This is a genomic window from Nocardia sp. NPDC055050, from assembly GCF_053608345.1.
Genome location: NZ_JBSGVG010000002.1, coordinates 153,123 through 175,052, shown reverse-complemented (window position 1 = coordinate 175,052; position 21,930 = coordinate 153,123). Strand labels below are relative to the sequence as shown.

The 21,930-nt window shown below is 67.2% G+C and carries 20 protein-coding genes; 19 read left to right on the top strand and 1 reads right to left on the bottom strand.

The features are described from left to right. The 9 genes from ACWGCN_RS03335 (at position 1) to ACWGCN_RS03295 (ending at position 10,373) form a co-directional block, all read left to right on the top strand. Entirely contained in the window at positions 1-1,350 is a 1,350-nt protein-coding gene (locus tag ACWGCN_RS03335; RefSeq protein ID WP_452458034.1) for an MlaD family protein, read from the top strand. 1 nt (position 1,351) lies between these two features. Beyond that, entirely contained in the window at positions 1,352-2,377 is a 1,026-nt protein-coding gene (locus ACWGCN_RS03330) for an MCE family protein (protein WP_379312775.1), read from the top strand. Continuing rightward, complete coding sequence (locus ACWGCN_RS03325) at positions 2,377-3,441, top strand: MCE family protein (RefSeq protein WP_387446656.1); 1,065 nt, start codon at positions 2,377-2,379, stop codon at positions 3,439-3,441. The genes ACWGCN_RS03330 and ACWGCN_RS03325 overlap by 1 nt, the downstream gene beginning before the upstream one ends. Further along, entirely contained in the window at positions 3,441-4,535 is a 1,095-nt protein-coding gene (locus ACWGCN_RS03320; RefSeq protein ID WP_452458033.1) for an MCE family protein, read from the top strand. Before ACWGCN_RS03325 ends, ACWGCN_RS03320 begins: the two co-directional genes overlap by 1 nt. Then, positions 4,532-5,614, top strand: a complete 1,083-nt coding sequence (locus ACWGCN_RS03315) for an MCE family protein (RefSeq protein ID WP_452458032.1) — start codon at positions 4,532-4,534, stop codon at positions 5,612-5,614. The genes ACWGCN_RS03320 and ACWGCN_RS03315 overlap by 4 nt, the downstream gene beginning before the upstream one ends. Next, on the top strand, positions 5,611-6,885 hold the full coding sequence (locus tag ACWGCN_RS03310; protein ID WP_452458031.1) for an MCE family protein: 1,275 nt from the start codon (positions 5,611-5,613) through the stop codon (positions 6,883-6,885). The genes ACWGCN_RS03315 and ACWGCN_RS03310 overlap by 4 nt, the downstream gene beginning before the upstream one ends. A gap of 25 nt (positions 6,886-6,910) precedes the next feature. Then, positions 6,911-7,495, top strand: coding sequence for a hypothetical protein (locus tag ACWGCN_RS03305; protein WP_449960314.1), 585 nt, complete (start codon positions 6,911-6,913; stop codon positions 7,493-7,495). A gap of 40 nt (positions 7,496-7,535) precedes the next feature. Further along, the gene (locus tag ACWGCN_RS03300; protein ID WP_378992877.1) at positions 7,536-8,129 is read left to right on the top strand and encodes an SRPBCC family protein; all 594 of its coding nucleotides are present in this window, start codon (positions 7,536-7,538) and stop codon (positions 8,127-8,129) included. Positions 8,130-9,521: 1,392 nt separating this feature from the next. After that, the gene (locus ACWGCN_RS03295; protein ID WP_452458030.1) at positions 9,522-10,373 is read left to right on the top strand and encodes a hypothetical protein; all 852 of its coding nucleotides are present in this window, start codon (positions 9,522-9,524) and stop codon (positions 10,371-10,373) included. 77 nt (positions 10,374-10,450) lie between these two features. Here the strand turns inward: ACWGCN_RS03295 and ACWGCN_RS03290 are convergent, their stop codons facing one another. After that, positions 10,451-10,669, bottom strand: a complete 219-nt coding sequence (locus ACWGCN_RS03290) for a hypothetical protein (protein WP_378992880.1) — start codon at positions 10,667-10,669, stop codon at positions 10,451-10,453. 124 nt (positions 10,670-10,793) lie between these two features. On the opposite strand from ACWGCN_RS03290, the gene ACWGCN_RS03285 reads away from it, so the two are divergent. The 10 genes from ACWGCN_RS03285 (at position 10,794) to ACWGCN_RS03240 (ending at position 21,928) form a co-directional block, all read left to right on the top strand. Then, positions 10,794-11,468 carry a response regulator transcription factor gene (locus ACWGCN_RS03285; protein WP_452458029.1) on the top strand — a complete coding sequence of 225 codons (675 nt, stop codon included), beginning with the start codon at positions 10,794-10,796 and terminating at the stop codon, positions 11,466-11,468. After that, complete coding sequence (locus tag ACWGCN_RS03280; RefSeq protein ID WP_378992882.1) at positions 11,456-12,739, top strand: sensor histidine kinase; 1,284 nt, start codon at positions 11,456-11,458, stop codon at positions 12,737-12,739. Before ACWGCN_RS03285 ends, ACWGCN_RS03280 begins: the two co-directional genes overlap by 13 nt. A 626-nt stretch (positions 12,740-13,365) precedes the next feature. Further along, the gene (locus tag ACWGCN_RS03275; RefSeq protein WP_378993011.1) at positions 13,366-14,193 is read left to right on the top strand and encodes an MlaE family ABC transporter permease; all 828 of its coding nucleotides are present in this window, start codon (positions 13,366-13,368) and stop codon (positions 14,191-14,193) included. Beyond that, positions 14,193-15,047, top strand: a complete 855-nt coding sequence (locus ACWGCN_RS03270) for an ABC transporter permease (RefSeq protein WP_378992883.1) — start codon at positions 14,193-14,195, stop codon at positions 15,045-15,047. The genes ACWGCN_RS03275 and ACWGCN_RS03270 overlap by 1 nt, the downstream gene beginning before the upstream one ends. 1 nt (position 15,048) lies before the next feature. Further along, positions 15,049-16,314, top strand: a complete 1,266-nt coding sequence (locus tag ACWGCN_RS03265) for an MlaD family protein (protein WP_449960327.1) — start codon at positions 15,049-15,051, stop codon at positions 16,312-16,314. Further along, positions 16,311-17,351 (top strand): MCE family protein, encoded by a 1,041-nt coding sequence (locus tag ACWGCN_RS03260; protein ID WP_387446671.1) that lies wholly within the window; start codon positions 16,311-16,313, stop codon positions 17,349-17,351. The genes ACWGCN_RS03265 and ACWGCN_RS03260 overlap by 4 nt, the downstream gene beginning before the upstream one ends. Before the next feature lie 8 nt (positions 17,352-17,359). Next, the gene (locus tag ACWGCN_RS03255; RefSeq protein ID WP_452458028.1) at positions 17,360-18,415 is read left to right on the top strand and encodes an MCE family protein; all 1,056 of its coding nucleotides are present in this window, start codon (positions 17,360-17,362) and stop codon (positions 18,413-18,415) included. Beyond that, positions 18,412-19,518, top strand: a complete 1,107-nt coding sequence (locus tag ACWGCN_RS03250; protein ID WP_387446674.1) for an MCE family protein — start codon at positions 18,412-18,414, stop codon at positions 19,516-19,518. The genes ACWGCN_RS03255 and ACWGCN_RS03250 overlap by 4 nt, the downstream gene beginning before the upstream one ends. Next, a complete protein-coding gene (locus ACWGCN_RS03245) occupies positions 19,515-20,624 on the top strand; it encodes an MlaD family protein (RefSeq protein WP_452458027.1) in 1,110 nt (369 codons plus the stop codon). Before ACWGCN_RS03250 ends, ACWGCN_RS03245 begins: the two co-directional genes overlap by 4 nt. Beyond that, positions 20,621-21,928 carry an MlaD family protein gene (locus ACWGCN_RS03240; protein ID WP_452458026.1) on the top strand — a complete coding sequence of 436 codons (1,308 nt, stop codon included), beginning with the start codon at positions 20,621-20,623 and terminating at the stop codon, positions 21,926-21,928. The genes ACWGCN_RS03245 and ACWGCN_RS03240 overlap by 4 nt, the downstream gene beginning before the upstream one ends. The last annotated feature ends 2 nt before the right edge of the window (positions 21,929-21,930 follow it).

Genomic DNA, 21,930 nt, shown 5'->3' with positions numbered 1-21,930 from the left:
ATGATCATCGACCCCAGCGGGCGTGGCCCGAGCGCGCTGCGCCTCGGCCTGCTCGGCGTGCTCATCGGCGTGCTCATCGCCACCACCGTCTACCTGCTCGGACTGCGCTACAACGGCAAGTTCCTCGACACCGTCGAGGTGACCGCGGCCATGACCAGCACCGGCGACGGCGTCCCCGCGCGCGCCGACGTCACCTTCCGCGGCGTGCTGGTCGGCCAGGTCGCCCGCACCGACATCGCCGCCAGAGGTGAACGCCAGAACATGCTGTTGCGCATCGAACCGCCGATGGCCCAGCGCATTCCCGCCACGGTCACCGCCCGGGTGGTGCCGAACAATATCTTCGGCGTCACGGCGGTGGAACTCATCGACAACGGACCCTCGCCGGACCGGCTGCGCGACGGAGCGACCATCGCGCAGGACACCAGCGAGGTGGGCGCCCAGTTGCAGACGACCCTGACCACCCTGCGGACCGTCCTCGACGCCATCGACCCGATCCGGCTGGCCACCGTCCTGGGCACGCTCGCCGACGCGCTCGACCCCAGCTACCGGATGCCCGGCTCCACCATCGAACGACTCGACACCTGGACCACACAGGTCAGGGCGACGCCGGGGATCGGCGACCTGCTCGGCGACCTCGGCGCCGCGGCGTCGGCGGTCAACGAGTCGGCGCCGCAGCTGGTCGACACTCTCGTCGCGTCGGTGACCGCGGCGCGCACCCTCACCGAGAAGCGGGCGAACCTGATCGCGCTGCTGACCGCCGCCCGCGGCGCGGTCGGGGTCACCAACACCCTGTTCGAACGCAATCCGGAGGCGGGCCCGGAACTGGTCGGCGGGCTGCACGAGACCTTCGGCGCGCTGGCCGCCGACTCCGGCGCCATCGGCGCCGCGGTCGCCAACCTCAATACCGCGCTGAGCAGGCTGGCGACGGTCTTCAACTGGGGACCCAACCGGCAGATGCGCTGGGCCGTCGACGTGAGCTTCACGCCCTTCACCCAGTACACCGCCGCGGACTGCCCCCGTTACGGCAACCTCGCCGGGCCGCGATGCGGCGGCTCCTCGGTGCCGTATACCGCGCCGGAACAACATATTCCGACCCAGCTGCTGCCGCGGCGGCTGGAAGCGGCAGGCCCGCCGGCCGTCGTTCCCGCGCTCCCGGCGATTCCCGGCCTGCCCGCGATTCCCGGACTGACGGCCCCGGCCTCCGCGCCGGCGTCCCTGCAGGGCGTCGAGGCCATCGAGGCGCTCGTCGGGCGACCGCCGAACGCCGCGCAGCTGGTGCTGCTCACGCCGGTCCTGGCCGACGGGGCAGTGCAGCTCACCTACTCCAACCCAGCGCCAGGGGGGAACTGACATGATGAAAACCCGCACCGCCGTGCTGATCCTGACGCTGTTCGTCGGACTGGCACTGGTCGCGAGCTACACCATCTTCTCGACCTTGCAGCGCGGAGTCAGTGGCGACACCGTTCGCTACACCGCGACATTCGGCAATGTCCTCGGGCTGCGCGTGGGCGACGACGTCCGGATGGCCGGAATCCGGGTCGGCCGCGTAGATTCCATCGAACTCGACGCGGATCGGCGCGCGTCGGTGGTGCTGCGTGTGCAGTCGCGCCAGCAGCTCACCACCACGACCAAGGCGCTGATCCGCTATCAGAACCTGATCGGGCAGCGATATGTCGCGCTGGCCGCCGGAGACCGAGGCGGGGACCGGCTGCCACCGGACGGGGCGATTCCCTACGAGCGCACCGAATCGTCCTTCGACGTGTCCACGGTGCTGGCGGGATTCGAACCACTGTTCGCCACCCTGGAGCCCGACGACATCAACTCGTTGTCGCACACGCTGATTCAAGCGCTGCAAGGTGACGGAGTGTCGCTGAGCGCGCTGGTCACCCAGGCGGCGCAGCTCGCCAGTACCTTCCGCGACCGCGACGAGATCCTCGGCCAGGTGATCACCAATCTCGGTGGCGTGGTGGAGGGTCTGGCCCATCGCAGTGGCGAGCTGGAAACGCTGATCACCCAGACCCGCACGCTGACGGTCGACCTCTACGAGCAGGGCACGACGCTCGCGACCGCGGTCGACCAGGCGTCGGGGTCGACCAGGCAGCTGGCCGATCTCATCACCCGGATCAGACCCGGGCTCGCGCAGGCGCAACAGTCCGCGAACGAAGGCGTGCGCCTGCTGATCTCCAACGGCGCACGACTCGACATCACCGCCGCCGAGCTGCCCTTCGTCCTGGCGGGTCTCGCCCGGATCAGCGGCAACGGCACCTACATCAACTCCTACGTCTGCAGTCTGGATGTCTCGCTGTGGGGTGTGCTGCTTCCGCCCGGGATGTTCAACCAGATCGGTGGCAATTCCCATTCGGAGGTATGCCGGTAATGAACTCCCCCCGACCACCCGAGCTCCTGCGACCGCTGGTGTCCGTCGTGCAGCGAATGTGGCAGGCGATACCGAGCTATTCGGGCAATCGCCACTGGTGGCTCGGCCTCGGCGCGGGTGCGGCGGTGGTGGTCCTGCTGTTCGGTTCGAGCGCGCTCACCCAGTTCGACCTGGGCAATCGGACCGTGTACGCCGAGTTCGCCCAGACCGCCGGGCTCCGCCAGGGCGACAGTGTCGATATCGCGGGCATCGAAGTGGGCACGGTGAAGTCGACGCGGCTGGCGGGCGACCGGATCGAAGCCGCGCTCTCGATCGACAACGGCATCCGGATCGGCGACGACGCCAAGGCCGCGATCAAGATGTCGACGATCCTGGGCCGGATGCATGTCGAGCTCGATCCCGGCGCGCTCTCGGCGCCCGAAAGCCGCCGAATTCCCCTGGACCGGACCGAGGTTCCGTACAACCTGGCCAAGGTCGTCAACGACGGCAAATACACCCACTCCTTCGAGCACCTCGAACGGATGGACCCCGTGGCCTTGCGGGCCTCGCTGGACGCACTCGCCCGGCAGATGGGGGACTCGCCGCAATTGACCGCGGCGGCACTGGATTCGGTGGGGTCGCTGGCCGCGGTCATCAGCGATCGCCGGGACGAGGTCGAGCAGCTGCTGCGCAATATCGACAAGGTCTCGAGCGTGGTGTCCGACAACCAGAACGCCGTGCTCGTGCTGTTGACCCGTGGCCAGGCCATCGGTGACGCGGTCGCCCGACGACAATCCTTGGTCACCCAGCTCCTGGACAGTATCGCCGCGGTCTCGAAGGACCTGCAGGCGATGGGCATCGACAACGGGGGACAGCTCGCACCGTTGATCGCCGATCTGAACACGATGTCGACGGGCCTGCAGAACAACAAAGCCAATCTGGACAACCTGTTCCAGATCATGCCGGTCACGCTCCGGCAGTTCAACAACACTCTCGGAAACGGCCCCTACGGGGAGATCTATCTGCCATGGATGTTCCCCGACAACTGGCTGTGTGCCGTTCAAGCCGTGGAAGGTTGCCGCTGATGCGCACGACATTCGTCCGGATGGCTGTTCTGGCCGCCGTCGCAGTCCTGTTGTCGGGCTGCTCGGCGCTGCCACACAGCCTGACCTCGCTGCCGGACCGGCTGCTCGGCAAGGAGAAGACGATCACGGCGGATTTCGAGAATGTCGCCGGCCTGTACGTCGGCAACGAAGTCTCTGTTCTCGGGATGCCGGTGGGCCGGGTGACCGAGCTGGTCCCCAAGGGCGAGTACGTGCAGGTGCACATGGTCGTCGATCCCGAGGTCGACCTGCCCGCCGACGTGATCGCGGCGCTGGTCTCCCCGCAGATGATCACCAACCGTCACATCGAACTCACCCCCGCCTACACCGGCGGCCCCACCTTGCTCGACGGCAGCCACATTCCGTTCGCCCGCACCAGGACACCCGTCGAGCTGGACCGGATTCTCCGCAATTTCGACGACATCGGAAAGGCGCTGGCGGGCAACAACTCCGACGGTCCGATGGCGAGCCGGGTGCTGTTCCCGCTGCTCGACGGCAACGGTGACCGCATCAGGGAGACCCTGGACGCGCTCTCGGGCGCCTTCGAGGTGACCCTGGCCAACAAGGACCAGATCTCCAACGCGATCGTCCGGCTCAACGACGTCACCCAGATCCTCGCCGACAACGACGCGACGGTCCGCGACTTCAGTGCCCGGCTCACCCAGCTGGTCACCCTGATGCGCGAGCAGTCCCCGGGGCTGCAGGCCGTGCTCACCCAGATCAACGACTTCGTCGCCAACACCAGCGCTGTCGTCGGGGAGAACAAGCAACCGCTGACCGACGCATTGCTGCGACTGATCACGATCACCGCCCAGATGCGCGACCACGCGCGAGGACTCACCGAGATCGTCGACATCGCCCCGCTGTTCCTCGGCAACCTGGGTAACGCGGTGAGCCCCGAAGCCCAGGCCGTTCGTCTTCACCTGCTGACGGACAAGAGCCTGCTCGACAATGAGCTGCTCTCGCTGTTCTGCCAGCGGGTCGAGCTACGGGCCGACGGCTGCCGAACCGGCAGGCTGCAGGACTTCGGCCCCGATTTCGGGCTGTTCGCCGCGCTGCTGGGACTGACCCGATGAACCGGCGGCTCTCCTGTGCGGCGGTGCTGGCGGTGGCGGCCTGCTCGGTCGCCGGCTGCACGGTGACCGTCGACTCCATGCCCTTGCCCAAGCCCGGTCTCGACGGCCCCACCTACACGGTGCGGGCGCTGTTCGACAACGCGCTGAACCTGCCCGATCGCGCGCACGTGAAGACCGGCGGCACCGACATCGGCGTCGTCACCGGCCTCGACACCACCGATTTCGTGGCGACGGTCGAGCTCGAGATCCGGGCGGACGTCCGCCTGCCGCGCGGATCGCGGGCCGAACTTCGTCAGCCGACACCGCTCGGCGACATCTACGTCGCCATCGTGCTGCCCGAACTCCGTTCCGGCACACCGATGCTGGCCGAGGGCGACGTCATCGACAAGGACCACACCTCGGCGGGCGCCTCGGTCGAGGAACTGATGATGTCGCTGTCGATGTTGCTCAACGGTGGTGCGCTCAGCCAGGTCGCCCGGATCACCAGCGAGTCGAACTCGATGTTCGAGGGACGCGGGCCCCAGCTCTCGCATCTGCTCACCGAACTGACCGCGACCCTGACCGCTCTCAACGAAAGGACCGGCCAGATCGACGCCGTTCTGCACGGTCTCGACGCGCTCAGCGCCACCCTCAACCAGCGCAGGGCCGAGCTCGGCCAGGCCGCGGATACCTTCCCGCCGCTGATCTCGGTGCTCACCGAGAACAACCGGGCGATCACCGAGCTCACCACCGAGGTCTCGACCACCCTCGGCGCGCTGGGCGAGTTCACCTCCACCAGCAGCGCCGACTTCGTCGGGCTCTTCGACAGCGTGCAGGCTCTGATGACCGGCTTCACCCAGATGGGCGACAACCTGGCGGGCGCGCTCGACCAGCTGCACGCGCTGAACCCGTCGCTGCTGGCCACCACCCAGGGCACCAGCCTCGCCGTCGCGGCGACGATCTCCTACCTCAGCGTCGGCGCCCTGACCGACCCGAACGGGAGCAGGCTACCCGACGGATCGGACCCCGGCGCCTTCGTCGGCAGTCTCGCCGAGGTCCTCGCGCGGGTCCTCGGCCGGTTGCAGGGTGGCGGGCGATGAACGAATACCCCCGTGGCGGTGTCCGCTACACCGTGGCGCTCGTCCTCACCTTCGGCATCTGGTTCGCCGGGGTGGCGCTAGAGGTCGCCGCCGAATTCCTGCTCCAGGCCGCGGGCTGGGCGAACCGGCACGTCAACGGCATCGCGGCCGCGGGCCTGGTCACGACGCTGCTGGTCAGCGGCGGATATCTGCTCGTCGATGTCGTCCGGGTCGATCCACTGCGGGACACCTTCACCGTGCGGGTGGAACTGGCCGGGTCCGGCGGGCTGCTCGAGCATTCCGATGTCACGTTCCGCGGCGTGCGCGTGGGCACGGTGCGGTCCTTGGAGCTGTCCGAGACCGGCGTCACCGCCGTCGCCGACATCGATGCCGGCTATCACGTTCCCGCGGGCGGCGCGGTGGTCGTGGCCCGGTTGTCGGCGGCGGGGGAGCAGTACCTCGATATCCGGCCCGATTCCAACGACGCCCCCTACCTGGCCGACGGCGCGGTCGTCGAGCTGGACCGGACCTCGACGCCGGTCACCATCGACGAGTTCCTCACCAACACAGCCGATTTCATCGGCGGCTTGAATCCGCAGCGCCTGAACGTCATCGTCGCCGAACTCGACAAGGCGCTGGCCGGCGGGCCGAACCAGCTGCGCACCGTGATCAGCGGGATCAGTCAGGCCATGGTGGGGATGACGGAGTTGCTTCCGCAAACCCGCAATCTCGTCGAGAAGCTGTCCGTCATCGCGGAGACGACCTCGCACGCCCAGCCGGACCTGCGCACTCTCGTCGAGGGGTCGGGAGTGTTGTTCGGGCAGTTCGCCGCCGCCGACCAGGAACTGCGGCGCCTGCTCGACCTCGGACCAGGACAGCTGGCGACGCTCGGCGGCGTGGTCGCCGAGACCACCGACCCGATCACGAACCTGGTGACCAACCTGCGCGCCATCACCCGGGCCGCCCGGCTGCGCACACCGGCGCTGACGGCGCTGTTCCCGGCCCTGCGATCGGGCACAGCCCTGCTCGGAGTTCCGGCGCACGACAACGCCTTCCACACGATGGTGGATATCTGGCCGCGACCGTTCTGCGAGTACGACACCATCCCGGTCTCGCCCGCCACCGTCTCCGACGGCAGCGTCCGGCTCTACAACTACTGCATCACCAGCGATCCCGCGCAGCAGGTCCGCGGGTCGGCGAACGCGCCACGACCCGATACGCCCGACAACACCGCCGGACCGCCGCCGGGCAGCACCGGCGACGAGCGATCCGTGCCGCTGCCCGGCCGTTGATTCCCCTGCTACCGAAAGGAACTCCATGACAGACACCGACGAATCGACAGCCCCCGCACCGCCGGAATCCGAGGAAACCGATACCGCGGCACCACCATCCACCAGCCGGAACCGCACCACCGCGATCGTGGTCGCACTGGCAGTCGCCCTCGGCATCGGCGGAACGGCCGCCGGCGGCTACTTCGGCTGGCAGAACCACCGCGCGAGCGAACTCGAGCGATCACGCACCGAGGCACGGGCGGCCGCCTGCGCGTACGGCTCGGTGCTGTCGACCTACAACGCCACCGATCTCGACGCCTACTTCGCCGCCGTGCTCGACCGGGCCACCGGCGCGTGGAAACAAGAATTCGAGTCCACCAGTGCCGATCTGCGCGAAGTCCTGATCCAGGGCCGAGTGCAGTCGACGGCGGGCACCGTCGACTGCGCGATCGCCACCAGCGGTACCGACACCGCCGAGGCGCTCGTCGTCGTCGACCAGTCCATCGCCAGCGTCGGCACCCAGCAGCAGCCCCGCCGCGGTCAGCTGTCGATCACGTTGTCGCTGGCGAAGTCCGGCGACCGATGGCTGACGAGCAAAGTCTCCTCGCCCATGCTGCGCACCACACCGTGAACCCGTCTCCTCCACTCCCGCGACAAGGACTGCGCTGCACATGGTTTGGCTCGTTCTCCTCGGCACCGCACTCGGGGCCCTCGTTGTGGCCGCGGTCGGCGGTCTCGTCGTTCTGCTCGTCCTGCAGCGCCGCGCCGCACGGCTGCTCGGCGCCGAGACCCCGCCGGTCGACGACCACGCGATCCGGCTGATCGAATCCCGGCGCCCGACCTTCCAGATGTCGGTCGAGCAGGACTTCGCCGCCATGCCGTGGGAAGTGTGGTCCGCACTCGAGGACGGCGCCTTCACCTGGATCCCGATGATCGACGGCGTCACCTACCATGACCAGGAACGTGGTCCGGGAACCGTCCGCACCCTCGACGCCATCGTCTTCGCCGCCGCGGAACAGGTCACCCGCCGCGATCCACACACCCGGCTGAGTGTGGCCGGCATCAAGACCTCGATCCCGCTGCTGGTCAAGTCCTACACCATGGACTTCCACCTTTCCGAAACGCCCGAGGGGACGACGGTTCTCCGGTGGACGATCGCGGGGAGGCCAGCTGTCTTCGCTTTCCTCCGACTGAGCTGGACCGCGTTCTTCATTCGCCCGTTCGTCCGGGTCGTTCTCGGGAGATGGGCGAACTACTACCGCTGAAAGGCACGATGTGGAGCCGGTTCCGAATTTCGATGCCGGGGTCAGTCGGGAGATTCTCAACTACTTCGGCACCTGCGGCGCCTGTGGCTACCCGGCGCAAGCACACGCGGTCAGTATCTTCGCCGACGGCCACATCGTGACAAGGGTCATCGCGACCTGCGGATTGCCGTGTGGTTGGCGGGGAGTGTCCGACCGGACCACGATGACCTGACCGCCTGACGTTCATCGGACTCGTGTCGTGAGCAAGGCAAGCGAGTAGTCGAGTACTCGTGCATGCCGTGCCTGCTTGGCGCACTCTCGTCTCATTGCACGAGAGGAGCGGGCGATGCGATGCGAATCCGATCGGTGTGACGCGGCGCGCGGTCGAGGTCGTCTCGGCGCTTGTTCGGCCGCTGGAATCACCCCTGGATGGCTGGTGATCGTGACCGCGGCCGCGATTGCGACGGTATCGGTTGGATGCGTCCGCCCCCCGCCCGAATCGCTCTCACCCGCACCGACAGCCGCGAATATTACGGATTCGGCATCGGAACCGGGAGGGCAATCGCCTGGCAGCGGCCCTGCGCCCGGTGGACCGATCGGCCAGGACGGCGCGGGAGTTCCCGCGCCCGGCGGCCCGGTAGGTCCGTACTCCCCACCTCCTGCCGGCGGCGCACCACCTCCGGATAAGCCGGGTGGCGGAAACCAGGCGAAGGGTTCACCGGTCAAAATCCCGTCTTTCCAGGAGAAGGGCTCTCCGCTCACCGCGGACTTGAAGGGACGCATCGATGCCGCGTTCGCGTCGGCCTGCCAGGAGGCAGGACATGCAGCGGGTTGTGTCGAGCTCGCCTACACCATCACGTTGCCACTGGAATCCGATTGTGCGTATTCGGGATTCTCGCCGACAGACGGGGCGACTGTCGAGGCTGGGACGACCGTGACGGTCCAGCTCTCCGGTAAACAACCGTGCCCCATCAGCGGCGGCGGAGACGGTACCGGTGGTGGCGAGACAACGGAGGGCGGCGGCACGACTGGCGGCGGCACGACTGGCGGCGGCACGACCGAGGGCGGCGGCACGACTGGCGGCGGTACGACCGAGGGCGGCGGCACCGGCGGGAGCGGCAGTACCGGCGATGGTGCGGGCACGGGCAACAGCAAGTCCGGGGGTGGTGAGACGGCCCCGGGCACCGGCAACAGCGGAGCTACGAACGGCGGCACCGATCATCCACCAGCACCGTCCGGTGGATGATCGGCAACTGATAGGACGACAATATGGGCTCTGGATTTCGTCCCGCCGGGACCGCGCGTTCTGGACGCGCCACACACCGGTCGACGGGTGTTCCCCGACCCGCGCAGCCACCGCAAGCCTCGACCTCGGCGGCACCGGGAGACACCGGGCTGTCCCGCCTCAGCCTGATGATCCGCAACTTCGCTGCGCCCACTACGTTGATCACCGCACTGCTGTTCTTCTTCGGCTGGTCCCACGCCTACTGGTTTTTCGACTACTTCGGCGTGAACGCCACAACTCTTGGCCTGACCACCCAGGACTACCTGATGCGCAGTCAGGATTCCCTGTTCATCCCGCTCGCGGCGAGCGCCTGCCTGTTCACGGCATATCTCTTCTGCCGCAGGATGTTCCGGGAATTCGCGCTGCCGCGGATCAGTCCTGAGAATCGCCGCAGACTGGTGATCGCATCGATGGTCGCCGGCTTCGTGCTCGTTGCCGCCGGACTGCTCACCATCGTGATCTCGACACCGCTGAGAATGGTTGTCGGAGCGCCGGGCCTGTGCATGGTCGGTGGAATCTTTCTGATCGTTTCCGCCGTCCGATCGAGACGCACTGATCAGGCCACCACCGAATCATCGGCAGACGTCCTCACCGCCGGAGAATGGGGCGCTGTGTTCGTTCTCGTCGGTGTCGGGCTCTTCTGGGCGGTAGCCGATTACTCGGCCGCCGTCGGCACCGGCCGAGCGATCGAGCAGGTCGAAACGTTCGCCGAACAGCCGAGCGTGTCGGTCTATTCGGACAAACGCCTCGGGCTGGCGGCGCCGGGCGTCGTGGAACTCACCTGTCCAGCTCCCGACGCCGCCTACCACTTCCGTTACGACGGCCTCAAACTCATCCTGCAATCAGGAAACCAGTACCTGCTGCTCCCGACGTCCTGGAGCCGTACGCACGGAGCAGCCTTCCTTCTCCCTCGATCCGACGCGAACCGAATAGATTTCTTCCCTCCGCAAGCCATCCCACCCGCACACAGTTGCGGGTGAGCAGAGAACCATCGCCATACTGGATCGCCCCGGTGCCGGCGCGGAGAGGCACCCCGCCGGCACCGCCGTGGGTGGGATCAGTAGGTGTACAGGTCCCAGCCACCGGCGACCTCGACGCACTCCCACTGCGCGCCGCCGGTGGTCGGTGAGGCGCCGTCGGCGGCGCAGGCTTCGAAGGTGGCGTAGCTGCCGACGAAACCGGTGTGCAGCACGGCGGGCGCCGCCGAGGCCAGACCTGCGCCGGCGACGGAGGCCGCGGCGATCACGGTGGCGGTGATGACGGACTTGAAGCTCATGGTGTTCCTTTCGTAGCAACCCGGTGGTGTCCGGGCCAGGACCAGAGAACCGCAGTGCGCGTGAGATTTTCGTGAGGTCGCCACGCCGCGAACCCCTGCCGGGCGTGCCCTACTCTCACTACTCGTGCGTGTGCTGGTGGCGGAGGACGACGAAGGACTGGGCCAGGAGATCGCGTCCGGGCTCCGAGTAGCCGGATTCGCGGTCGACCTGGTGAATCTGCTCGTCGACGCCGATCTGAAGATCTCGGTGAACACCTACGACGTCCTCGTCGTCGACCGGGGAATGCCCGACGGTGACGGCTTGCGGTTGCTCGAGGCACTGCGCGCGCGTGGCTGCCCGGTGCCTGCCCTGGTGCTCACCGCGCGCGACGAATTGTCCGACCGTATAGCCGGATTCGAGCACGGTGCCGACGACTATCTCGGCAAGCCTTTCGCGCTTGCCGAGCTGGCCGCCCGGGTCAGGGCGCTGTGCCGTCGCCGCGATCATCCCACTCCGGCGCTGCTCCGGTCGGGCGACATCGAGATCGATCTGCCGCGCCGCAGGGTGCGACGCGCGGGCATCCTGCGTTCGCTCACGCCGAAGGAATTCGCGGTGCTGGAACTGCTGGCGACACGGGCGGGCGCGGTGGTGTCGCGGTCGGAGCTGATCGAGGCGTGCTGGGACGAGATGGCCGAACCGAATTCCAATGTGGTCGACGCGGTGATGGCAGGCTTGCGGCGCAAGCTCGGAGCCCCTCCGGTGATCGACACGGTGCGCGGTGCGGGCTTCGTCCTGGGCGGCGTCGCGTGCGAGTCCTGATCGCCACCTCCGACCCACGTCCCGCGGTGGCGCGGTTGCACCGGGCCAGGATCGAGCTCACGGTGCTCATCACCGCGATCACCATGCTGTGCTTGATCGTGCTCGGTCTGGTGGCCGCCGTCATCGACGCGCGGTCCCGTGACAATGCCCTCGACGCGGATCTCGACCGGGTGCTGACGGGACTGGGTCCGCGTCTCTACCTCGACGAGGACGACGCCGTCGACACCACGGATCTGCCCGGTGACGAGCTGGTCGGCGGCGAGATCGCCATCCTGGTGCTGACGGCCGACGCCACCGGCGGTTGGACGGTCCACTACGGACACCTCCGATCGCACATGCCCGCCGAATCGGGGATCGCGGCCACCGCGGACGCCGCCACCCAGGCGCCGGGCGACACGATCTACCGCGATTCGATCGACAGCGCAGGGCGCCGGGTCCGCTTGGCCGCCGCGACCTTCGGCTGGGAGGACTCCGACCGCGAGGCGGTCCTGATCACCGGCGCCGACCCCGACGCGTGGGACCGTGGCCGCGCACTCCTGCTGTGGGCATTGACGGTCGGCGGCACGGTGATGGTGGCGGCCGCCGCGGTCGGCGGGCATCTGCTGTCGGGGCGGAGCATGCGTCAGGCGCTGGCGCTGGTCGAGGAGAGGGAACGTTTCCTCGGCGACGCGGCGCACGAACTGCGCACTCCGCTCGCCACGCATCGGCTCGTCACCGTGCCGCGCGCACGCACACCGGCCGAATCCGAACGGGTGCTGGCCGATGCGAGGGCTCTCGGCGCGAGGATGGAACGGGTGGTGGCAGGTCTGCTGGCCAGGGCTCGCCTACAGTCGGGGGCGGCCACGCTGGAGCGGGTGCAGCTGCTGCTCGATCAGCTGACCGAGTCGGTGGTCGAGGAGTTCGGCGCCGACCGTCTCGTGCTGCGCGCGGAACCGACTGTCGTGGTGGGTGACCCAGGTCTGCTCGGCCTGGCGATCCGCAATCTGGTGGAGAACGCGCTCACCCACGGCGCGGTGAATCCGCGGGTGCCGGTGGAGGTCTTCGTCGGCGCGGGCCGGGTCTGCGTCCGTGACCACGGCACCGGGCTCGCACCCCAGCTGTCGTCGAATCCGTTCGAGCGCGGGGTCAGTGGCGGTCGTGGCAGCGGCATCGGCTTGGCGCTGGTGGCCTGGATCGCCGAAGCGCACGGCGGCACCGCCACCATCGAACCGGTGGCCGGCGGCGGGACGATCGCCACCCTGGTGCTGCCACCGCCGGGCGCCGCGATCTGAACGGTGTGCCCGCCGTGACGGCTGCCGAGCAGCCGGTAGCACTCTTGCGTGACTAACTGTAAGTAATACAGTATGCTTGCTCACGTCATGTCGGGCGGCTGCGGGCAACCTACGCCGCCCATGAGTCCGGAGTCGATTCGGCAGGTGATGTCGAGTGGCAACTGTAAGAGCCGGTAGGCGGATGGTGGTCATAGCGTGGCGGTCGGGAGGAGTGGGATGGTTCGTCGGAACTCGCGTCGCGGCTGGACCCTGTCCGCACGCTGGTGGCTACGGCGCGGACATTCCTACGGCGCCGCGATCGGAGGGGTGTCCGACTGGTCGGACAGTCCATAGAATCTGAATTCCCTGCATTATATTTGTCGATCGTAAATATACGCCGATGCGTAGTGAGAGCTCGCCCATTATTCTGGGCGGGCAAATTGTCGTGCCATTTAATTAAATGGTTGAATTGGCTCGAAAATAATTCCAGAATTCTGTTGACTAGACCGTGTGACGTCACGCACACTCGGGAATGGCAATTGGGCGGTGTTACCCGGATGGAGACGCGCGAACCGATGGTAAACGGATTTGATCCGGCAGCAGGCAAGCGCCGTGAAAGGCGAGCGGTGAGCTCGGAGCGGTCTGTCATGCCGGCGAGCAGAGAGGTCGCCGCATGGTTCCGCGGATATCTCGACCGGCATCCCGGTGTTGCCATCGGCACTGTCGGTGGCCAATTCGTCCTCGGTGTACGTACGGTGCAATATCTGCTGGTCGACCTCTTCACGGGGAAGTTGGCTGTGCGGGAAACCCTGGCGCAGGGGGCCTTCATGGCTTCGGCGGCCGTCTTGCCGACAATCTTTGTCGCCCTGCCGATCGGGGTCACGCTCTCCATTCAGTTCGGACTGCTGGCCGGTCAGGTCGGTGCGACCTCCCTGGCGGGGGCCGCCAGCGGCTTGGCGGTCATCCGGCAGGGCGCCCCGATGGTGGCGGCGCTGCTGATGGCCGCGGCCGTCGGGTCGGCCATCTGCGCTGACCTGGGATCTCGGAAGATCCGGGAGGAACTGGACGCCATGGAGATCATGGGCGTCTCGGTGATCCGGCGCATGGTGGTTCCGCGGTTTCTGGCGGCGATCGTCATCGGCGTCTCGCTGACCGGGGTGGTGTGCTTCGTCGGTTTCGTGGCGGGCTATGCCTTCAATGTCTTCGCGCAGGGCGGTGCGCCCGGGAGTTTCGTAGCGACGTTCGCCTCGTTCGCCACGGTGGGGGATCTGGTCTTGACTCTGGTAAAAGCGGTGGTCTACGGCGCGATAGTCGCGGTGGTCGCCTGTCATAAGGGTCTTACGACCAAGGGTGGATCCGCCGGTGTCGCGAACTCGGTGAATTCAACGGTTGTTTCCTCGATCCTGTTGCTCATGATCGTTAATGTGTTGTTCACGCAGCTGTTCATGATGTTGTTTCCCAGGCAGGGCTTGTAATGGCATCCACCTATTACCCATTCGGCACCAGATCGGTGACGACATATGCGAAGAAATTCGGCGTCGTATTCATGCGCCTGGGGCACATGCTCACCTTCTTCGTGCGTGCCGCCGGGTCGATTCCGGTGATGCTCCGCAATTATCGAGTCGAGTTCATGCGGACTCTGTCCGACATCGCATGGGGAAATGGATCGATCGTCGTCGGCGGCGGAACCGCGGGGGTCATCATCATCCTGGGCGCGGCCGGTGGCGCAATTATCGGGCTCGAAGGCTACAACGCCTTGCATCTGCTCGGTATGGAGCCCGCGATCGGCTTGGTCGCCTCGACGGCCTCGACGCGCGAGTTGGCGCCGATCATGGCCTCACTGGCCTTCGCGGCGCAGGCAGGTTGCCGGTTCACCGCACAGCTGGGCTCGATGGGTATCTCCGAGGAGATCGACGCCATGGAGTCGATGGCGATCCGATCCATTCCCTATCTCGTCAGCACCAAGCTCTTGGCCTCCGTAGTAGCGATCGTGCCGCTGTATCTGCTCTGTTTGGCGGCCAACTATGTGGCTGTCGAGATGGTGGTCGGTATGTCGGGTGGGCTGTCGATCGGGACCTATCGTCACTACTTCCAGCTCGTCTTGAACGGGCCCGACATCGTCTACTCGCTCGGCAAAGCGATTGTCTTCGTGCTGCTCACCACCACGATCCAGTGCTACTACGGGTACTACGCCGCGGGCGGGCCACAGGGAGTGGGCATCGCGGCCGGCCGTGCCATGCGCGCGGCGATCTCGGTGATGATCGTCGTCAATCTCATGCTGACCATCGCTCTGTGGGGCATCGGGGCCAGCGCGCGGCTGGGAGGGTGAGATGTCGGTCTTGTTCGACAAGGACGGACGCGGTCCGTCGAAATTGTCTCTGTTCTTGCGGGGATTGGTCGCGTTCGCGCTGATCGTCGGTGGGCTCACCGTCGTGTACATGAAGTCGACCGGGTCCTTCGAAGAGAAGGCCGAGGTCACTGCCCTGCTCGAACAGGTGGGTGACGGCCTGCCGCCCAACTCGGACGTGAAGTTCCGCGGTGTGCTGGTGGGGACTGTCACCGAAGTGACGCCATCGATCGACGGCGGCCGCAATCGGGCCCGACTCGAGCTGGAACCTCGTCTGCTGGTGAGCATTCCGGACTCGGTGACCGCGCGGGTTGTCCCCAGCAACATCTTCGCGGTGTCCTCGGTACAGCTGGTCGACAACGGTCCTGGACGACCGCTGCGGGCTGGTGCGCAGATCCAGCAGGACACGAGTTTGTCGACGGTGCAATTGCAGACAGCATTGACCAAGCTGCGAACCATCGTGGCGGCGACGGCGCGGATCAGTACGAGCGACACGGTGGGCGTGCTCGCCGCCGTCGCCAAGGCCACCGACCGGCGCGGCGCCGACCTCGTGCGCGCCGGTGCCCAGCTCGATCACATCACCAGGGAGCTCGCCGCCCAGATCGCGCCGCCGGGTGAGCCGTCCACGATGGGCGCGCTCACCGAATCGGTGCAGGGTTTGGCCTCGGCGGCACCGGATCTCCTCGATGCCCTGCATTCCGCGGTCGTCCCCATGCGTGCGGTCGTCGAGCAGGAGGCCGAGCTGCGCAACCTGCTCACGGCGGGCACCGCCACGTTGTCGACCGTCGGCGGCGGATTGGACCGCCACGTCGAGGAGATGGTGACGGCCACCGATCAGCTCACTCCGGTCCTGGATGTCTTCGCCGCGGGCAGTTCGAACTTCGGTCCCATCGTGGGCAGCATCAAGAACTTGTCGGACGTGTGGTTCGCCGAATTCTGGAACGAGGAGACCAAGAACGGGACCGGCAAATTCCAGATCAGGCTGACCCCCGACACGGCGTACACGCGGGCGGACTGCCCCCGCTACGGCGATCTCGCCGGCCCGAGCTGCGCGACAGCGCCGCTGACGACCTCGGCCGAGCCGCTGCCCGCGTCGCTCGATCCCCGCACCATGCCGAAACCTGTGCTGACCCCGCAGATGCAAGACCTCATCGGCCGGGTGCTCGCGGGCGGTGCCAACAGCGCGGAACAGGTGCTGGCCCAACTACTCACCACCGGTGTCCCCGGAACAGGAGGTGCCCCACGATGAACCAGCATCGTCGTTCGGTGGCCGGACTCAGCATCTTTCTCGTCGTGGCGTTCGCCCTCATCTCGATGACCTTCGTAACCCTGAATCGCGGCATCGACGGCTCGACGAAGCCGTATTCGGCGATCTTCACCGATGCCACCGGATTGCGGGTCGGCGACGACGTGCGGATGGCCGGGGTACGCGTCGGACGTGTCGACGCGGTAGAACTCGCCGGTACCCGAGCCCGGGTTCGGTTTCGGGTTCAAGATGCCCAGCACCTCTACGGCGACACCGTGGCCGCCATCACCTATCAGAACGTCATCGGACAGCGCTACCTCGGTTTGTCCCGTGGCGACAACCGCGTGGACTCCGTCCTCGCGAGCGACGGGGAGATCCCGGTGGAGCGTACCGAGCCGTCCTTCGACCTCTCGGCGCTGCTCAACGGATTCGAACCACTGTTCAGCGGTCTCGATCCCCAGCAGGTCGACAATGTCACCGCCGCACTCGTGCAAGCGTTGCAGGGCGACGTCGGCTCGCTGACCCGGCTGATCGAGCAGATGTCCACGCTGGCACAGTCTTTGGCCGGTCCGGACCAGGTGCTCGGCGCGGTCATCACCAATCTCAACCAGGTCGTGCAGAACCTGGCGGGCCGACGGGCCGAACTCAGCACCTTGCTGAGCCGAACCCGGACCATCGTCGAGGGGCTGGCGCGTCACCGTGACGAACTGATGACGACGTTGACCGAGGTCTCGGGAGTCGCGGACCGGATGGCGACCGTCGTCGCCGAGGACCGGCCCGCGCTCGAGCGACTGATGAACCGGGAACCTGGTTTCACCCGGCATTTCGAGCAGAACAAGGATCAGTTCGCCTACCTGGGATTCAACCTGCCCGCGCTGTTGAAGGGCATCGCCCGCGTCAGCCAGGAAGGCGCGAACCTCAACGTCTACCTCTGCAATCTCGGCTTCACCGCGATCCCGGCGCTCTCGGAATTGATCCCGGCGATCGTCAGAATGGCCACCCCGGCCGGAACCGTTCAGCAATCGCCGATCTGTAGGTGAGGCAATTCATGACACTATCGACTCGAATTCGGCGGCTGAGCGCCTCGTACGCCCGCCCGATCGAAGAACAGAGCCCGCGCGCGCTGGGGCTCGTGGCGCTGGCCGTACTGGTCGTGTTGCTGGCGTGCGCGCTGGGCTGGAACACCCTCGGTGTCGGCGAGCGCAGCTACGACGCCGAGTTCGCCCAGGCAGCCGGGCTGCGCGTCGGTGACAGCGTCACGGTCGCCGGCGTCCAGGTCGGTGCGGTGACCGGCCAGACGCTGGTGGGTGACCGCGTCGTGGTGCGGATGCGGATCGCCGGCGACGTACCGCTCGGCACGGAGACCACCGCCGCGATCAAACTGACCACGCTGCTCGGCGCCCGCTATGTCGAGGTGCGCCCGGCCGGTCCCGGCGAGCTGCGTGATCGTCGGATCATGCTGTCGCACACCGCTGTTCCCTACGATCTGCAACAGTCGCTGGAGAACGCCACCACCACGTTCGAACAGGTCGACGCCGCGCAGATCAGCCGCTCCCTCGACACCCTGGCCACGCAGCTCGACGGCGTGCCGGCCGTCCTTCCCGGCGTGCTGACCAATATCAGGACGTTGTCGAGCATTCTGGGCAGCCGCCGGAACGAATTGGGTTCCTTGCTGACCGGGGTGCGTGAGTTGACCGCCATGGTCAACAGCCAGCAGTCCGATGTCGAAGTGATCGTCGGTATGGGTCGAGACCTGTTGACCGACATAGCTTCCCGGCGGCAAGCGATCGAGTTGCTGATGTCGGCGACGACTCGACTGGTCGAGCAGGTCCGCGGCATCGTCGTCGATGACCGGGCGGATATCGACCAACTACTCACCGGACTCAACGGGCTGCTCGGCAGCCTCGCCCGCCACGACGACCTGCTGCGCAATACCTTGCAGATCCTGCCCGTCGCGGTCCGCAACCTGACCAACGCCTCCGGCAACGGAAACTCGGTGGACTTCAACGCGCCCGGCGGTGTGCTCGTCGACTCGTGGATGTGCGCCCTGAGCGGGCACGCCGAATTGGGCCAGTTGCCACAGTATTTCGGAGATTGTCGATGAGAACACTGATGAAGCTGGTGCGGGTCGTCACGGTGCTCGCAGTTCTCGGGTTCGTCGGTTGCGCGAGCGCGCCGATGCGAAGCGGACCCGACGACATCACGGTGGTGGCCCATTTCGACAGTGCCGCAGGACTATACGTCGACAACACGGTCGCGATACTCGGGATGCCGGTCGGTGAGGTCACCACGATCGTGCCGCGAGGAGCCTACGTCGAGGTGACCATGCGGGTGGACGGCGAAGCGAAGATCCCCGCGGACGCGATGGCGGTGACGGTATCGACCTCGGTCCTGACCGACCGGCACGTGGAGTTCAGCCCCGTGTACCGGGGCGGGGAGACGCTGCGCGACGGGACGACACTCGGATTGGAGCGCACCAGAACGCCGGTAGGGGTGGATCGGTTGCTGGCCATGGCCGACGGCCTGTCCGGTGAGCTGGGCGGCGAGCAACCCGGTGACGGTCCGATCGCACGGATACTCGCCGTCGCCTCGTCGGCGACCAGCGGCAACGGGCAGCAGATGCGCGCGACCATGGACGAGTTGTCGCGGGCGCTGCGCCTGGGCGATGACGCGGGAGCGGGGACCCGAGACTCGGTCACCCAGATCACGCAGGAGCTGTCGGTACTGGTCGCGGCGGCCGCCGACGGTGATCAGACCATCCGTGAATTCGGCGCGGCCTCGGGGCAATTGGGTGAGATGTTGACCCAGCTCGAGATCGGATCGGGAGCTACCGGCGCGCAGATCACCGCGGTGATGCGGCAAGCCGACGATCTGCTGATGGCCAATCGGGAGCCGTTGCGCCACGCGGTCGCCGACACGGGAACCGTTGTCAAGGCGCTCGCCGACTATCGCGACCAGTTGGCCGAATTCCTCGACCTGACGCCGATGTTGCTGGCCAACGGCTACAACGCGGTCGATCAGGAGGCAGGCGGTGCGCGCATCCACGCGCTCCTCGACCGGGTCGCCTTCGACGGGCAGATGGTCAAAGAGGTGTGCAACATCCTCGGGCTGCGCCAACTGGGTTGCAGCACAGGAACTCTGCAGGATTTCGGACCCGATTTCGGTATCACCGACATGTTGGAAGCGATGAGTAGGTTGCCTCGATGAGAACCAGGAATTCCGTGCTGACGACGGCGGCACTGGCGCTCGCCGTGGTCACGGTGACCACCGGATGTGGCGTCGGGCTCGACGACTTGCCACTGTCGGCACCCGGGTCGGGCGAGTCCGGCTACACGATCAACGCGACGTTCGCGAACGCGCTGAACCTGCCGGCGAAGGCGAAGGTCCGGCTGGCGGGCGCCGACGTCGGCGAGGTAGCCGAGATGTCTGTCGCCGACTACAAAGCCAAGGTGGCGCTGCGTATTCGGGCCGATGTCGAACTGCCGGTCGGCACTCGGGCGCAGCTGCGCACCGCGACCCCGCTCGGCGATGTCTACGTGGCGCTCGACGCACCGATCGATGCCACACCCTCGACCGCCGCGCTGCGCGACGGAGATACCATCGCGTTGCCGGAGACCTCGGCCGCGGCGACCGTCGAAGAATTGCTGACCACGGCCTCGCTGCTGGTCAACGGCGGTGCCATCCGCAATCTGACCAGCGTCGTGAACGGACTCGGGCGCGCGGTCGGCGATCGAGGCGACAACCTCGGTGGGCTGCTGGATCAGTCCACCCAGCTGGTCACGGCCCTGGCCGCCCGTTCCGACGACATCCGGCTCGCGCTGACCGAAACAAATCGGCTGGTCAGCGAATTGGCCACGCACCGCACTGTGATCGACGAGTTCATCAGTGCCGCGGGTCCCGCGTCCACCGTCATCGAGGCGAACGCGCAGCAGGCGCTAGCACTCGTGCGGCAGGTCGACGATGTCAGCGCTCAACTGGCGAAGTTCCCGGTTCTTCGCGGTGGTGAGATCGGCGGGCTGATCGCGAATCTCGACCAGATCTCCGCGGGGCTCAACGACGCCATCCTGAATCCGAACGCGAGCCTGGCCGCGATGAACGCCATGCTGCCGACCATCATCAGGCTCTCCAGCGGAACCTCGGCGCACGGCGATGTCGACCTGCAGGACTTCGCGATCGGGGCGCTCGCCGACCCCGGCCACCAGGCCGATCCCGGCAACCGGATACCCGACGCGAGCGATTGGCAGGCACTGGTCGGTTCGCTCACCTACACCCTGCTCGCACTGCGCGAGCGCGTCCTCGGACCCGGCCGATGAGCGCCGTCGGCGGGCTCGCCGCACTCGGCTCGACGGTAGCGGATCTGCCCGCGCGACTGCTGGTCGGTGGGGTGCGCGGGGGACATCCCTACCGACTCGCGCTCTCCGCGGTGGCGTTGGCCATGGTCGCGGTCGCCGGTGCGACGTATCTGGTGTTCGGTGCGCTCGGCTTCGATCCCTCGGCCTCGACGATCGCGGTGCGGGTGCATCTGACCCAGTCCGGTGGACTGTTGCCCGGCCAGGACGTCACCTTGCGCGGTGTGCCGATCGGTGAAGTCCGGTCGGTCGAGTTCGAACCGGGCGGCGTGGTCGCGGTGGCCGGCATCGACGCCGATGTCCGGGTGCCCGACGACGGCACGGTCGACGTGACGAGTTTGTCCACGGCCGGCGAGCAGTTCCTCGACTTCCGGCCCACGCGCTCGACCGGACCGTATCTGAGCGACGGCGCGGAGATCTCCGCGGACAAGACCTCCACGCCCACACCGCTGTGGCAGATGCTCGGCACGCTCGATTCGAGCTTGGCGCAAGTGGATCCGGCCCAGCTCGCCGCCGTGGTCGCGGAGCTCGGTGTCGGGCCGGAGGGACCGCGCAAGCTCACCGACCTCCTCGACGGCGGGATCTTTCTGGTGTCGACGCTGGATTCGGTGCTCCCGCAGACCGTCGCGCTGATACACGACAGCAAGACCGTGCTCTCGACCCTGGGCCGTGGATCGACAGGGCTGCAACGGTTCTCCGCCGACGCCGCGCACTTCATGCGTGGCGTCGAGGTGAAGACCGGCGGTTTCCCGGAGTTCCTCGACGCGGCGCCGGGGACGCTCACCGCCTTGGACACCGTGCTGGCGGACAATTCCGCCGCGATGGTCGGTCTGTTGACCAACCTCTCGACGGTGGCTCAGGTGACGAACACCCGGGTACCGGCCATGCGGGAGTTCTTCTTCCCGACTCAGCGTGCCGGATCGGCCCTCGACGCATTGGCGACGGTGATGCACGACGGCGGATTCTGGGGGCTGGTCAGCCTCTATCCGCGCTACACCTGCGTCTACGACCTGCCGCGCAAGCCGCCGTCGGTCGGTGACTATTCCGAACCGTATCTCTATACCTACTGCCCAGACGGCAATCCGTCGATCCTGGTCCGCGGCGCGGACAACGCGCCGCGCCCGCCGGGAGAACGCCTGCCCGGCCGTCCGCCCGCGGGCGAGTCGGCCGATCGCACCGCCGACCCCACGCCGATCGGCCCCTGGTCGTTGCCCCTGCCGTTGCCGTTGGCCGAGTCCGGCCAGACGGTTCCCGCTCCACCCCGATGAGG